Origin of the sequence: Mesorhizobium sp. M0029, assembly GCF_040323735.1 — a bacterium.
In the GTDB taxonomy this organism is placed as follows: Bacteria; Pseudomonadota; Alphaproteobacteria; order Rhizobiales; family Rhizobiaceae; genus Mesorhizobium.
In genome coordinates this window covers 128,449-142,289 of record NZ_JAMYVF010000009.1, presented here as the reverse complement: position 1 = coordinate 142,289, position 13,841 = coordinate 128,449, and the positions used below count along the sequence as shown (strand labels likewise).

Sequence of the window (13,841 nt, the reverse complement as noted above, 5' to 3'; positions counted from 1 at the left end):
CGGAACGTCGGCGAAGGCGAGGCCTCAGGCGTGCCCCGCGGCCAGGCTCAAATGCGCCAGATCAATCCCGATCGATGCCAGGATGCGGTCGTACTTCCGCTCGATGTCGGCGTCGAACAGCAGCTCCGGCGTGGCCGGACAGGTCAGCCAGCCATTCTCGGCGATCTCGGTTTCCAGCTGGCCGGCGCCCCAGCCGGAATAGCCGAGCGCCATCAACGCGCGCCGCGGGCCGCGGCCGGACGAGATGGCGCGCAATATGTCGACCGTCGCGGTCAGGCAGATATCGTCGGAGACGGTGAGCGAGGATTCCACCCGGTAGTCGCCCGAGTGCAGGACGAAGCCGCGGCTGCGGTCCACCGGGCCGCCATTGCGCACGACGAAGTCGCGGGCCTGCGCCGGCAGCCTGATCGCCTCCTGCTCGTTCATGATGCCGAGCTGCACCAGAAGATCGGGAAACAGCATCTGTTGCGTCTGGTTGATGATCAGGCCCATGGCGCCTTCATCGCTGTGCGCACAGATGTAGATGACCGAGCGCGTGAAGCGATCGTCCTTCATGCCGGGCATGGCAATCAGAAACTGGTCGTCAAGAAAGCCGCGTCCACCGGCTGTCTTTTTGTGGCGCAACAAGTCCATGGACTGGAGCGTAACGCGTTTCCGGGACGCCGAAAAGATGCGCCGCGTGCGATTCGGCCAAAGCCCAACGGTTGGAACAACGGAATCTTGACCGCGAACTTCACTCGGCCGATTGCTTGAAGCCAACTGTTCCTTGCCCGAAGGTCACGCAAATATGATACGCAGAGCGCCATGAAAACATTGCGCGGCCATGAACTGACGGTCAAATCAACGCCATGCAAAGCTTGAAAATCCTGCTGCTCGGTATTGCTATCGGATGCGGAGCAGTCCTGCCCGCCGCCGCCTCCTCGTCGGAATGGTACAACAGCGAAGGCGGCAAGGTGCGGCTGGTGACAACAGGCAAGGCCGACGAGGCCGGTCGCATACAGGGCGTGCTCGACATCGCGCTCAAGCCCGGCTGGAAAACTTATTGGCGCGATCCGGGCGACGCCGGCGTGCCGCCGCAGATCGACGTTTCGGCCAGCACCAACATCACCGATGCGGCGTTTTCCTTCCCGCCGCCGCAGCGCCATGACGACGGCTACGGCAAATGGGCCGGCTACAACCATCCGGTCTCGCTGCCGGTGACATTCACTCTGTCGTCGCCTGGGGATGCGGCCGTCATCGATGCCGACATCTTTCTTGGCATCTGCGAGACGATCTGTATTCCGGTGCAGACGCGGCTGAGCGTCGATCCCGCCGCCGATCCCGACAATGCCGAGGATGCGGCGCTGGTGAAGGCTGCACTCGCCACCTTGCCCGCGCCTGCCAAGCCCGATTTCGGGATCAAGGTGCTGCCGGGCGACCATGAGACGCTGATCGTCGAGGCGACTTTTCCCGGAGATCCGGAGGCGGCGGATTTATTCGTCGCCGGGGGACGCGACTATATGTTCGGGGCGCCTGCACGCAACGAAAAGGACGGCCGGCTGGTATTTACCATTCCGATCCTCGACCGGCCGTCGACGACACCGACCGATGGCGGGTTGTATTACACCCTGACAAGTGCCGAAGGCGCGGTCGAGGGCGTTCTGCCGTTCCCCTGATACGGAACCCGATCCAGGCTTTCCCTTGATCCAGGCCTTGTCGGCGGTTGCGGGAGATGCCCGATTTCGCTATCGCAAGAAACCTTCCCTGCTTTTCACACGAGGACCATCATGACGATTGCCGTTGGCGACAAACTGCCCGACGCGACCTTCAAGGAAATGACCGCCGACGGCGCCAAGGTGATCACCTCGGCCGAGATTTTCGCGGGCAAGAAGGTCGTGCTGTTCGGTGTTCCAGGCGCCTTCACGCCGACCTGCAGCAACAATCATCTGCCGGGCTATCTCGAGAACCACGATGCCATCCTGGCCCGCGGCGTCGACACCATCGCCGTCGTGTCCGTCAACGATGTCCATGTCATGGGCGCCTGGGCGAATTTCACCGGCGGTCAAGGCAAGATCCTCTATCTCGCCGACGGCAATGGCGACTTCGCCAAGTCGATCGGCCTCGACTCCGACTATTCCAGCGGCGGCATGGGATTGCGCTCGAAGCGCTTCTCGATGATCGTCGACAACGGCAAGGTCACGGCGCTCAATGTCGAGACCAAGCCAGGAGTCGACACATCGGGTGCCGCTCACATTCTGAGCCAGCTCTAAACCGCGGCGGCCGCCTCGGCTCATGAGCGCCATGACCTGACGACCACGCGCTTCCAGCCGGATTGCCTGCTTTGGGGGACATCGACGATGTTTGACATCATCTGGCGCAGCATTGCGATTGGCATCGGCGCCACGGTGCTGATGGATCTTTGGGCGCTGTTCCTGCATCTGGCGCTCAGCCAGCCGCGGCCGAACTGGGGGCCGCCCGGCCGCTGGGTCTGGCACCTTAGGGAAGGCAAGGTTTTCCACGACGATATCGCCCAAGCCGCACCCTATGCGCATGAGCAGGCGCTGGGCTGGGTTTTCCACTATGTCACCGGCATCGTCTACGGCTTCATCCTGGTGGCGCTGGTGGGCACGGCATGGCTGGACGCGCCGACCTTCCTGCCGGCCTTCATCCTCGGCATGGTCACCATCGGCGCCGGCTGGTTCCTGCTGGCGCCCGGCATGGGCGCCGGCTGGGCTGCCTCAAAGCGCCCCAACGCGATACAGATCCGCGCCTTCAACGTGATCTCGCACACGGTGTTCGCGCTCGGCCTCTACGGCACGGCCCTGCTGATCCGCTGAGGACAGGTTCTATCCGCTGGTCGCCAGCGGCTTCATCGCGGCTACGGTATCGATGATCTCCTGACATCCGCTTCAGCGCGGCGCCAGACTGTCTATCGGCCGCCATCCGTGGACGACGCGGCGCGCCCCGACATCATAGGCGAAGTAATTGCCGCCACCGGCCGGCTGGTCCGCCGCGCGGCTGATTGCGCGGCCGCTGAGCGCGAGCAGCAGCAATGTTCCGACGCCGCCATGGCCGACGAAGGCAATGTCGCCGCCATCGGCAGCACCCAGCACCGTTTCGACCTCGCTGACAATGCGTTGCTGGGCATCAATGGCCCGCTCCCAGCCGCGGATGCTTTTGTGCGGGTCGGCGAAGAACTGGTCGGCGACCGCCTCGAACTCCGGCGGCGGCAGGAAGCCGGTTGCCGACCGATCGTTCTCATGCATGCGCTCCCTCACCTCGACCGCGAGGCCGAGGTGTTTGCCAAGGATCTCGGCGGTTTCGATCGCCTTGCGTTCGGCCGACGAGACGACACGGCGGATCGACCCGATCCATGGCTGATCGAGCATGGCTGATGCTGTCGCTCGTCCGATCTCGGACAACCCCCATTCCGGCACGGGAACGTCGGCATCGATCCGAACCTGCGGATGGGTGATGTAGTACGCTATCCGCATGAGTGCGATCCCCTGCCGATAGCTTGAGCTCAATAGCTTTGGGTCGAGCGCCGTGCCCGTGGCGCCGGCTGCTTCTCGGATGCCGCCGGCTTCAGCGCCACTTTCGGCGCCGCAGGTTTGGCTGAGCCCCTCTTGAACGGCGCCATACCTTCCCTTGCGAGTTCGTCGGCGCGTTCGTTCTCGGTGTGGCCGGCATGGCCCTTGACCCAGTTCCAGGTCACCTTGTGGCGCCGATTGGCCTCATCCAGCGCCTGCCACAGTTCACCGTTCTTGACCGGCTTCTTGTCAGCGGTTTTCCAGCCGTTTTTCTTCCAGCCGTGGATCCATTTGGAGATACCGTCCATGACATATTTGCTGTCGGTGTGAAGCTCGACGGCGCACGGCTCCTTCAGCGCATTCAGCGCCGAGATGGCGGCCAGCAGCTCCATACGGTTATTGGTCGTCTCGGCCTCGCCGCCCCACAATTCCCTGGTCTTGCCGTTGAAGCGCAGGATGGCGCCCCAGCCGCCGGGACCGGGATTGCCCGAGCAGGCACCGTCGGTGAAGATTTCAACCTGCTTGGTCATGTCAGTCCGTATTCAGAAGGCGACTTGATCGCGCGGTGGAAGCGCATGCGGCGGATATATTCGGTCGGATCGCGCTTCATGACCAGCCCGCCGTCGGGAACGGTCAGCCAGTCATAGAGCCGGGTCAGCATAAAGCGCAGCGCCGAGCCGCGCGAAAGCATCGGCAGCGCTGCTTTCTCGCCATCGCTCAAAGGCCGCACGCTCTGATAGCCGGCCAGCAGCGCCGTGCCTTTGGTCAGGTTGAAGGAGAAATCCTTCTCGAAACACCAGGCGTTGAGACAGGTGGCGACGTCATAGGCGTAGAGGTCGTGGCAGGCGAAATAGAAGTCGATGAGGCCGGACAGTTTCTCGCCGAGGAAGAAGACATTGTCGGGAAACAGATCGGCATGGATGATGCCTGCCGGCAGGCCCTGCGGCCAATGGCGTTCGAAATCCGCGAAATCCGCGTCGACCTCGGCCGCCAGTCCCGGCTCGACCTCGTCGGCTCGGTCGCGCGAGGCATTCCAGAGTTTGCGCCAGCCCTCGATGGCCAGTGCGTTGTCACGCGTCATCGCAAAATCCTGCCCGGCCAAATGCAGTGCGGCGAGGGACTTGCCGACCTCCGCGCAATGCGCCGCTGTCGGCCGCCGCAGCGACAGGCCTTCGAGGAAGGTGATGATGACCGCGGGACGGCCGGCCAGCGTGCCGATGACGGTGCCGTCATGCGCGGTCACCGGCAGCGGACAGGAAATGCCTTTGCGGGCGAGATGGCCCATCAGGCCGAGGAAGAACGGCAGGTCGGCCTTGTCGACGCGCTTCTCGTAGAGCGTCAGTATGTAAGAGCCGCTTGAGGTGTGCAGTAGGAAATTCGAATTCTCCGTGCCTTCGGCGATACCCTTGTAGGACAAGAGTTCGCCGACTGGATATGCCCTCAGGAACGCGCCGAGTTCGCCCTCATTGACGTCGGTGTAGACCGCCATGGGCTGTTCACGCGGCTCCGTTGACGAAGGCCATGTCGGCCCGCGTCAGTTCGACATCGCGCAGAACCCGCATGACTGGAAAATCCTCCGTTTCGGTGGCCGTGATCGCCAGGTCGATGTTCACCTCGAAGCGCTGGCGGAAGGCGTCGATGATCTCGTCGACGATGATCTCCGGCGCCGACGCGCCGGCAGACAGGCCGAGCGTCGAGATATTTGTGATGTCATTCCACGGAATTTCGGCGGCGCGCTGTACGAGAAGCGACATGGTGGCGCCGGCGCGCTCCGCCACTTCGACAAGACGGCGCGAATTGGAGGAATTGGGCGCACCGACGATCAGATAGAGATCGGCGCCGGCGGCGGTTTCCTTGACCGCTTCCTGGCGGTTGGTGGTGGCGTAGCAGATCGATTCGGCGGCCGGTGCATGCAGTTGCGGGAAGCGCTCCTGCAGCACCCGCAATATGCCGGCAGTGTCTTCGACCGACAACGTTGTCTGGCTTACGAAGCCGAGCGCTTCCGGGTCGGCGGGGGCAAAGGTCCCAGCGTCGGCTTCGGTCTCGATCAGCGTGACGGCGCCTTCAGCCAGTTGGCCCATGGTGCCGATCACTTCGGGATGGCCGGCATGGCCGATCAGAAGCACATGGCGGCCGAGCCGCTGATGGCGCATCGCCTGCTTGTGCACCTTGGAGACCAGCGGGCAGGTGGCGTCGAGATAGAAGAGCTCGCGTGCCTTGGCGTCGGCCGGCACCGATTTCGGCACGCCGTGGGCCGAGAAGACAACCGGCGACTTGCGGTGCTCGGCCGGGATTTCCGAGAGTTCCTCGATGAAAACCGCGCCAAGGCTTTGCAGGCCCTCGACGACATAGCGGTTGTGAACGATCTCGTGGCGGACATAGACCGGCGCGCCGTATTTCTTCAACGCCAGCACGACGATCTGGATCGCGCGGTCGACGCCGGCGCAAAAGCCGCGCGGCTGGCAGAGCCGGATCGTCAGCGGTGGTTTTGTGGCGGTCTGCAGCATGATTCCAGATCGGTTGATCGTATCGTGACGCGAAATGAGGTGTGCACCCCTGCCCTGTCAAGGGCAGTTGAGATCAGGTTGAATGGTCAACCTGATCTAACTCTTTGTTGGAGCATGATCTTGTCCGAAAACCGGTTCCCACTTTTCGGGATGATGCTCTGGATCATTCAGTCTTTGCCGGGCGGCGCAGCCTGATGATCAGAACCGCGGCAAGAGCCGCCGCCAGGCCATACCAGGTGAAGGCATATTGCAGATGAGAGTTCGGCAGGTCGATGATGGTGACGCCGCCGACCGGCAGCCCGCCCGGGTTCGGCGTCTTGTCGGCGTCGATGAAGATCGGCACCAGCACGGCGCCGGCCGGCAGGCCGGCACTCGCCGCCATGACATCACGATCCTTCCAGTAGAAGATGTTCTTGGCCACGTCATTGTCGGGCAGCATCATCGACGGCTTGCCCGGCAGCGGGTTGCGCGCCAGGCCGGTGACCGTGACCTTGCCGGTCACCTGCCCTTGCGGCCGCTTGGCGGCATCCTTGAGATCATAGGGAACGAAGCCGCGGTTGATCAGGATATAGCGGCCATCGTCGAGGGCCAGCGGGGTATAGACGTTGAAGCCGGCGTCGCCGTCCCATGTGGCGTAGAAATGCCGCTCGCCGGAGTGCAGGAACGTCCCGCTGACGGTGACCGGCGTGTAGTCGACATCACCGGTGGCGGCGAATTCCTTCTCGACGTCCGCCAGCGGCTGCGGCGCTGAATGGGTGCGCTGGTCGATGGTCTGCAGAAGGGCTTCCTTCCAGTACAGGCGCTGCACCTGCCATGTGCCAAGCCCGAGCAGGATGACGAACACCACCAGGCCGAGGCCGAGCAGCAATGCCGTCTTCGGCCGCGAGCGGCCGGCGGGCTTGGTCAGCGCCTCGCTCATTGCCCCTGGTCCAGGCGGCCTTCGGCCGCCTTGTTGGCGTATTGAAGCGTCAGCAGCACCCCCTTGATCAACCTCAGCGCCGTCAGGCACAGTCCCACGGCCAGCGGTATCCAGATGATGAAATGCAGCCAGAGCGGCGGGCTCAGCGTGACCTCCACCCACAGCGCCAGCCCCACGACGATGAAGCCGATGATCAGGATGACGAACACCGCCGGGCCGTCGCCGGCATCGGCGTAGGAATAGTCGAGGCCGCAATTGTTGCAGCGCTTGCCGACGGTGAGGAAGCCGGAAAACAGCCGTCCTTCGCCGCAGCGCGGGCAGCGTCCGTGCAGGCCGGCCGAGATCGGCTCAATGGGTGGCCAGATCGCCCTATCTTCACTCATGGATAGTCATGCTTTACGGCTCGATTTCGATCAGCGTTCCATCCGGCACCATAGTCCAGATTTCGTCCATGTCGCAGTCGGTAACCCCAATGCAGCCATCGGTCCAGTCGACCAATTGAAGCAGCCAGCCCGACCAGCCGAATCCGTTGGCCATTGATGGGGCGCCGAAAAGAAGAAAGGCGACCGCGTTGCCGCGACCGCCCTTCTGATTTGTCGGTTCGGTGAAAGCCGTCAGTGGCCTTCGATCACCGCGCCGACCGATCCCCAGACGTAGATCGATGCGAACAGGAACAGCCAGACCACGTCGACGAAGTGCCAGTACCAGGCAGCCGCCTCGAAGCCGAAATGCTGCTTGGGCGTGAAGTCGCCTTTCCAGGCGCGGATCAGGCAGACCAGCAGGAAGATGGTGCCGATGATGACGTGGAAGCCATGGAAGCCGGTCGCCATGAAGAAGGTGGCGCCGTAGATGGAATCCTTGAAGCCGAACGGAGCGTGCATGTACTCGTAGGCCTGCACCATGGTGAACAGCATGCCGAGGCCGACGGTCAGCACCAGGCCGTTGATCAGGCCCTTGCGGTCGCCATGGATGAGCGAATGGTGCGCCCATGTCACCGTGGTGCCCGACAGAAGCAGGATGATGGTGTTGTAGAGCGGCAGATGGAAGGGATCGAGGACTTCGAGACCCTTCGGCGGCCAGACGCCGCCAGTGAAAGCGGTGCGGGCGTAATTCTGCACTTCGCTCGGAAACAGGCTGGCATCGAAATAGGCCCAGAACCAGGCAACGAAGAACATCACTTCCGAAGCGATGAACATGATCATGCCGTAGCGCAGATGCAGCGACACGACGCGCGTGTGGTGGCCCTCATGCGCTTCCTTGATGGTGTCCGACCACCAGGCAAACATCGTGTAGAGGACGATGACCAGGCCGATGAAGAACAGCCATGGGTTCGCGATGTTGTGGCCGAAAATCGGAAAATCGCCGTTCTTGAGATACTGCATCAGGGCGACGCCGCCGACTGCAGTCACCAGCGCGCCGATCGACCCCAGGAAGGGCCACGGGCTCGGGTTGACGAGATGGTAGTCGTGTTGTGGTTTTGCGTGCGCGTCTGCCATATCAACCCCCGAGATTTGCTTCGGTATCTGAAACTTTGCTGCTGCTGTCCGGCGTCGATGACGCCACCGGCTTGTTCTTTTGGACCGGGAACATCGTGTAGGACAGGGTGATCGTCTTCAAGTCCTTCAGTTCCGGCACGTTGACGATATCGGGATCCACATAGAACACGACCGGCATGTCCAGCGTCTCGCCGGGCTTCAGCGTCGTGTCGGTGAAGCAGAAACACTCGACCTTGTTGAAGTAGGGGCCTGCCAGTTCCGGCTGCACGTTGAAGGTGGCGCGGCCGGTAACGGCGCGGTCGAACTTGTTGGTGGCGCTGTAATGCGCCTGCGTGGTCTCGCCGATCTTGATGGTGACCGAACGGGCGACCGGCTGGAACTGCCACGGAATGCCGTTGGTGTTGGCGTCGAAGCGCACGGTGATGTCGCGGTCGAGGATGCGGCCGGCATATTGCTTTTCGGCGCGCTGCGTCGTGCCGCCATAGCCGGTGGCCTGGCAGAACATCTTGTAGAGCGGCACCGCGGCGTAGGCCATGCCGATCATGCCGCCGAAGAAGGCGACGCAGACGGCGGCGACGACGCGGTTGGTGTTCTTCTTCCTGGGATCGGTCACGGTCTGGCGGGTCATCATCGGCCTCATCCGGTATGGCCGAATTTCACGATGGTCGCGACGTAGAAGATGACGACCAGAATCGCCAGCGCGACGCCGATCGCCGCCGAACGGTTGCGCCGCGCCTTCTTCTGGCTTTCGGTCAGCGTGACCAGTTCAAGCTTCTTGTCGATCATGGTCATGCTCCACCGATGGCCAAAGCGCGACCGACGACACAGTCGGCAAGATAGATGGCGAAGATGGCGAAGAGGTAGAGCAGCGAATAGGCGAACAGAGCCTTGGCCGGCTTCATGACGCGGTCGCTATCGGTCATGCACAGCACTTTCCAGGCATACCAGACGAAGCCGGCGCCGAGAGCCACTGATGCGACACCATAGATGGCGGTGGTGAAACCGAGCAACCAGGGCAGCACGCCGATCGGCGCCAGGATCAGGGCGTAGGCAAAGATCTGGCGGCGGGTCGAGGCCTGGCCGGCAACGTTCGGCATCATCGGGATGCCAGCCTTGGCGTAGTCGTCGGACTTGAACAGCGCCAGCGCCCAGAAGTGCGGCGGCGTCCACAGGAAGATGATCAGGAACAGGACGAGGCTTTCCAGGCTCACCGTTCCGGTCACCGCGGCCCAGCCGATGACCGGCGGGATGGCGCCGGCGGCGCCGCCGATGACGATGTTCTGCGGCGTCGAGCGCTTCAGCCACATCGTGTAGACGACGGCGTAGAAGAAGATGGTGAAGGCAAGCAGCGCCGCCGACAGCCAGTTGACCAGCACGCCCAGCGTCATCACCGACAGCACCGAAAGCACAAGGCCGAAGCTCAGGGCTTCGCCGGGCAGGATGCGGCCGGAGGGTACCGGGCGGCCGGCGGTCCGGCTCATTACTGCGTCGATGTCGGCGTCGTACCACATGTTGAGCGCACCAGAGGCGCCGGCGCCGATGGCAATGGCCAGGATGGCGATCACCGCCAGCAGCGGGTTGATGGTCACGGGTGCAGCGACCATGCCGACAAAGGCCGTGAACACCACCAGCGACATGACGCGCGGCTTCAGCAGGGCGAAGAAATCGCCCGACGTGGCTTCCGACATGCGAAAGCCCGCTTCGTCAATCATTGGGTCGTCGACAAGGGCCATGCGTACATAAGTCCAATCATTCCGTTGGCCGAAAACCGCCGGCGGGCCGGCGGTTTCGTATTCGGGCTGCCTTACTTGATCTTCGGCAGTTGTTCCCACTGGTGGAAGGGCGGCGGCGAAGGCAGCTGCCATTCGAGCGTCGTTGCACCCTCGCCCCACGGATTGGCGCCGGCGACGCGCTTCTTCTGGAAGGCCTCGAACACGCCATAGAGGAAGATCACCACGCCGACGGCCGATATATAGGAGCCGTAGGACGACACCATGTTCCAGCCGGCGAACGCGTCAGGATAGTCGATGGTGCGGCGCGGCATACCGGCGAGGCCGAGGAAATGCTGCGGGAAGAAGATCAAATTGACGCCGACGAAGGTGACCCAGAAGTGGGTGTTGGCGATCACCGGCGAGTACATATAGCCGGTCATCTTGGGGAACCAGTAGTACCAGCCGGCGAAGATGGCGAAGACCGCGCCAAGCGACAGCACATAGTGGAAGTGGGCAATGACGAAATAGGTGTCATGCAGCGAGCGGTCGAGGCCCGCATTGGCGAGCTGGACGCCGGTGACACCGCCGACCGTGAACAGGAAGATGAAGCCCAGCGCCCACAGCATCGGCGTCTTGAACGAGATCGAGCCGCCCCACATCGTCGCGATCCAGGAGAAGATCTTCACGCCTGTCGGCACGGCGATGACCATGGTGGCAAAGACGAAATAGCGCTGCGTGTCGAGCGACAGGCCGGTCGTGTACATGTGGTGCGCCCAGACGATGAAGCCGACGGCGCCGATCGCGACCATGGCGTAGGCCATGCCGAGATAGCCGAACACCGGCTTCTTCGAGAAGGTCGAGACGATGTGGCTGATGATGCCGAAGCCCGGCAGGATCAGGATGTACACTTCGGGGTGACCAAAGAACCAGAACAGATGCTGGAACAGGATCGGATCGCCGCCGCCATCCGGGGCGAAGAAGGTGGTGCCGAAATTGCGGTCGGTAAGCAGCATGGTGATGCCACCGGCCAGAACCGGAAGCGACAAGAGCAGCAGGAAGGCGGTGATCAGAACCGACCAGGCAAATAGCGGCATCTTGTGCAGCGTCATGCCCGGCGCGCGCATGTTGAAAATGGTGGTGATGAAGTTGATGGCGCCGAGGATCGAGGACGCGCCGGCAATGTGGATCGACAGGATCGCCAGATCCATGGCCGGCCCGGGCTGGCCGGAGGTCGACAGCGGCGGATAGAGCGTCCAGCCGCCGCCAACGCCATAGGCGCCGGGCGCGCTCGGCATGAAAGCCGAAGCGATGAGCAGCAGGAAGGCCGGCGGCAGCAGCCAGAACGAGATGTTGTTCATGCGCGGGAAGGCCATGTCAGGCGCGCCGATCATGATCGGCACCATCCAGTTGGCGAAGCCGCCGATCAGCGCCGGCATGACCATGAAGAAGATCATGATCAGCGCGTGCGCGGTGCCGAAGGCGTTGTACATGCTCTTGCCGCCGTCGATGGCGGCATCGCCGTTCATGCCGTAGACCATCTGCGCCAGACCGGTGAATATCTGGATGCCCGGCTCCTGCAGCTCCATGCGGATGACGACCGAAAGCGCGCCGCCGACGATGCCCGCGAAGATCGCAAAGATCAGGTAGAGCGTGCCGATGTCCTTGTGGTTGGTGGAGTACACCCACCGGACCCAGCCATGATAGGGCTTGTGGTCGTGGTCGTCGTGAGCTGCAGCTTCTGCCATGGTCGGCTCCGTTCCCTAATTCTTGCTAACCCGCGGCATCAATTGCCGGCGGCCGCTACCTTGTTGGTACCGTCGACCTCGGCCATCAGCGCCTTGTTGGCGCCGGGGAGGTCGGTCTTGGCTGCTGCCAGCCAGGTCTTGTACTGCGCATCGGATACGACGCGGACGGCGATCGGCATGAAGGCATGGTCCTTGCCGCAGAGCTGCGAGCACTGGCCGTAATAGATGCCTTCCTTTTCCGCCTTGAACCACGTCTCGTTGGTGCGGCCGGGAACCGCGTCCATCTTGATGCCGAAGGCCGGAACGGCAAAGGAATGGATCACGTCGGCTGCGGTAACCAGGACGCGCGTCATGGTGTTGACCGGCACGACCAGCTCGTTGTCGACCGCCAGCAGGCGCGGATAGACCTTGCGGTCTTCCTTGCCGATCGCGGCGCGGTCGGCGTCCTGCAGGATGGCCGAGTTGAAGGAGAGCGTGTTCTCGGTCTGGTACTCATAGTCCCAGTTCCACTGATTGCCCGTTACCTTGACGGTCAGCTTGGCCTCTTCCGGCGGCGTGTACTGCGCCGTCAGCAACTGGAACGAGGGAATGGCGATGAACAGCAGGACGACAACCGGCCCGACTGTCCAGATGATCTCGATCAGCGTGTTGTGGCTGGTCTTGGACGGAACCGGGTTTTTGCTGGCGCGGAACCTGAAGATGCACCAGGCGAGAAGCGCCAGAACCAAAGCAGTGATCGGGACGACGAACCACATCGTGTAGTTCCCGAACCACTCGATCTGCCGCATCATGTCTGTCGCCGGCGGCTGAAATGTCATCTCCCACGGCTGCGGCTGGGCCGCATGGGCGGAGGCACCGGCGAAAAATGCGGCGGCGGCGCCTGCCGTTGCCATCAATTTGGCGCTTGCTGGGAATTTTCTCATCGCCCTCTTCATCTCCCGGTTCCTCGCGATCGCGACGCAAGAATATCGAACAATGCCGGGATGGGAATCCCGGACAGTCCCAAGGGTGGTTCAAACCATACTCTATTTCCCTCCGCAAGAAAGGAGCGGGCGAAACCGTGCGGCATTTTTGCGCGCAAGTGCTGCCGCGCTGTTTCGACGGCCTCGTGGCCCGCGCGGGTCGTCGACAGACAGGCTATGCGGGCTTGTGTCCGGAATGCGCCCGACGGTCGCAATTCGGGCGAATTTGCTAGGGAAAAGCGCATTATTGCGCCTGCCGGGGCTGACCGGCGGTCGCCCTATCCTTTACTTGGCCTTGGCGCGGCTTAAAGTGCCGTGATTCGCAATGGAGCCGTCATGACCTCTTGGCTTTCGAGAAACGCCTGGCATTCGAAGAGCGCCTGGCATTCGAAAAGCGCTTGGCTTTCGAGAAGCGGGGCGAAGGTCGTTTTTCTCGCCGCCCTGATCGGTATCGGCTCGTCCGCAACCGGCGTCGCCAATGCAGCGCAGCCCAGCGGCACGGTCAAGTCAACGCATGGCGCGTGGTCGATCATCTGCGACACGCCGGCCGGCGCCACCTCGGAACAATGCGTGATGATGCAGAACGTCGTTGCCGAGGATCGCCCGGAAATGGGACTGTCCGTCGTCGTCCTGCGCACCGCCGACAACAAGGCTGAGATCCTGCGCGTGCTGGCGCCGCTCGGCGTTTTGCTGCCCAATGGCCTGGGCCTCAATGTCGACGGCAAGGATATCGGCCGCGCCTATTTCGTGCGCTGCTTCCAGGACGGCTGCTATGCCGAGGTCATTCTCGAAAAGCCGCTGCTCGATACGCTGAAGACCGGGACGTCGGCCACCTTCATCGTCTTCCAGACGCCGGAAGAAGGCATCGGCATCCCTGTCGACCTCAAGGGCTTCGCCGACGGTTTTGCCGCCCTGCCCTGAGCTTGATGCTTGCGAAACCGTTTCCTGACGCACAATTCCCACGGGTTTGATTGTTGGCTGTGGGGGTCAT

18 protein-coding genes are annotated in these 13,841 nt (G+C 62.7%); 4 read left to right on the top strand and 14 right to left on the bottom strand.

Going from position 1 to position 13,841, the window contains the following annotated elements; all coding sequences use genetic code 11:
- Nucleotides 1-24 precede the first annotated feature (24 nt).
- Nucleotides 25-633, bottom strand: coding sequence for a YqgE/AlgH family protein (locus NKJ76_RS17090; RefSeq protein ID WP_023668405.1), 609 nt, complete (start codon nucleotides 631-633; stop codon nucleotides 25-27).
- A gap of 215 nt (nucleotides 634-848) precedes the next feature.
- Between NKJ76_RS17090 and NKJ76_RS17085 the strand changes: the two genes are divergently transcribed.
- The 3 genes from NKJ76_RS17085 (at nucleotide 849) to NKJ76_RS17075 (ending at nucleotide 2,816) form a co-directional block, all read left to right on the top strand.
- Nucleotides 849-1,655 carry a protein-disulfide reductase DsbD domain-containing protein gene (locus NKJ76_RS17085; RefSeq protein ID WP_352537943.1) on the top strand — a complete coding sequence of 269 codons (807 nt, stop codon included), beginning with the start codon at nucleotides 849-851 and terminating at the stop codon, nucleotides 1,653-1,655.
- A 111-nt stretch (nucleotides 1,656-1,766) separates the two neighbouring features.
- Complete coding sequence (locus NKJ76_RS17080; RefSeq protein ID WP_023668407.1) at nucleotides 1,767-2,249, top strand: peroxiredoxin; 483 nt, start codon at nucleotides 1,767-1,769, stop codon at nucleotides 2,247-2,249.
- A gap of 87 nt (nucleotides 2,250-2,336) precedes the next feature.
- Nucleotides 2,337-2,816: a DUF2938 domain-containing protein gene (locus tag NKJ76_RS17075; RefSeq protein ID WP_352537942.1), complete on the top strand. Its 480-nt coding sequence runs from the start codon at nucleotides 2,337-2,339 to the stop codon at nucleotides 2,814-2,816.
- Between the two features lie 72 nt (nucleotides 2,817-2,888).
- Here NKJ76_RS17075 and NKJ76_RS17070 read toward each other — a convergent pair whose 3' ends face one another.
- The 13 genes from NKJ76_RS17070 to coxB form a co-directional block, all read right to left on the bottom strand.
- Complete coding sequence (locus NKJ76_RS17070; protein WP_352537941.1) at nucleotides 2,889-3,473, bottom strand: histidine phosphatase family protein; 585 nt, start codon at nucleotides 3,471-3,473, stop codon at nucleotides 2,889-2,891.
- 29 nt (nucleotides 3,474-3,502) lie between these two features.
- Nucleotides 3,503-4,039 (bottom strand): ribonuclease HI, encoded by a 537-nt coding sequence (rnhA, locus tag NKJ76_RS17065; protein ID WP_352537940.1) that lies wholly within the window; start codon nucleotides 4,037-4,039, stop codon nucleotides 3,503-3,505.
- The gene (locus tag NKJ76_RS17060) at nucleotides 4,036-4,998 is read right to left on the bottom strand and encodes a homoserine kinase (RefSeq protein WP_352537939.1); all 963 of its coding nucleotides are present in this window, start codon (nucleotides 4,996-4,998) and stop codon (nucleotides 4,036-4,038) included. Before NKJ76_RS17060 ends, rnhA begins: the two co-directional genes overlap by 4 nt.
- A gap of 7 nt (nucleotides 4,999-5,005) precedes the next feature.
- Nucleotides 5,006-6,016, bottom strand: coding sequence for a 4-hydroxy-3-methylbut-2-enyl diphosphate reductase (ispH, locus tag NKJ76_RS17055; protein ID WP_023692071.1), 1,011 nt, complete (start codon nucleotides 6,014-6,016; stop codon nucleotides 5,006-5,008).
- A gap of 163 nt (nucleotides 6,017-6,179) precedes the next feature.
- Nucleotides 6,180-6,935, bottom strand: coding sequence for an SURF1 family protein (locus NKJ76_RS17050; protein ID WP_023709869.1), 756 nt, complete (start codon nucleotides 6,933-6,935; stop codon nucleotides 6,180-6,182).
- Nucleotides 6,932-7,318, bottom strand: a complete 387-nt coding sequence (locus tag NKJ76_RS17045) for a DUF983 domain-containing protein (protein ID WP_023685423.1) — start codon at nucleotides 7,316-7,318, stop codon at nucleotides 6,932-6,934. Before NKJ76_RS17045 ends, NKJ76_RS17050 begins: the two co-directional genes overlap by 4 nt.
- Before the next feature lie 13 nt (nucleotides 7,319-7,331).
- Nucleotides 7,332-7,472 (bottom strand): L,D-transpeptidase family protein, encoded by a 141-nt coding sequence (locus NKJ76_RS17040; protein WP_023668415.1) that lies wholly within the window; start codon nucleotides 7,470-7,472, stop codon nucleotides 7,332-7,334.
- A gap of 77 nt (nucleotides 7,473-7,549) precedes the next feature.
- Nucleotides 7,550-8,431, bottom strand: coding sequence for a cytochrome c oxidase subunit 3 (locus NKJ76_RS17035; protein WP_023668416.1), 882 nt, complete (start codon nucleotides 8,429-8,431; stop codon nucleotides 7,550-7,552).
- Nucleotide 8,432: 1 nt separating this feature from the next.
- Nucleotides 8,433-9,059, bottom strand: coding sequence for a cytochrome c oxidase assembly protein (locus NKJ76_RS17030; RefSeq protein ID WP_023692073.1), 627 nt, complete (start codon nucleotides 9,057-9,059; stop codon nucleotides 8,433-8,435).
- 8 nt (nucleotides 9,060-9,067) lie between these two features.
- On the bottom strand, nucleotides 9,068-9,223 hold the full coding sequence (locus NKJ76_RS17025; protein WP_023668418.1) for a cytochrome c oxidase system small membrane protein: 156 nt from the start codon (nucleotides 9,221-9,223) through the stop codon (nucleotides 9,068-9,070).
- Nucleotides 9,220-10,164 (bottom strand): heme o synthase, encoded by a 945-nt coding sequence (locus NKJ76_RS17020; RefSeq protein WP_023692074.1) that lies wholly within the window; start codon nucleotides 10,162-10,164, stop codon nucleotides 9,220-9,222. The genes NKJ76_RS17025 and NKJ76_RS17020 overlap by 4 nt, the downstream gene beginning before the upstream one ends.
- 71 nt (nucleotides 10,165-10,235) lie before the next feature.
- Complete coding sequence (gene ctaD, locus NKJ76_RS17015) at nucleotides 10,236-11,888, bottom strand: cytochrome c oxidase subunit I (protein WP_023668420.1); 1,653 nt, start codon at nucleotides 11,886-11,888, stop codon at nucleotides 10,236-10,238.
- Between the two features lie 38 nt (nucleotides 11,889-11,926).
- Entirely contained in the window at nucleotides 11,927-12,823 is an 897-nt protein-coding gene (gene coxB, locus NKJ76_RS17010) for a cytochrome c oxidase subunit II (protein ID WP_050485823.1), read from the bottom strand.
- A 363-nt stretch (nucleotides 12,824-13,186) separates the two neighbouring features.
- Here coxB and NKJ76_RS17005 point away from each other — a divergent pair, with 363 nt between their 5' ends.
- Nucleotides 13,187-13,771 (top strand): invasion associated locus B family protein, encoded by a 585-nt coding sequence (locus NKJ76_RS17005; protein WP_023668422.1) that lies wholly within the window; start codon nucleotides 13,187-13,189, stop codon nucleotides 13,769-13,771.
- Nucleotides 13,772-13,841 lie beyond the last annotated feature (70 nt).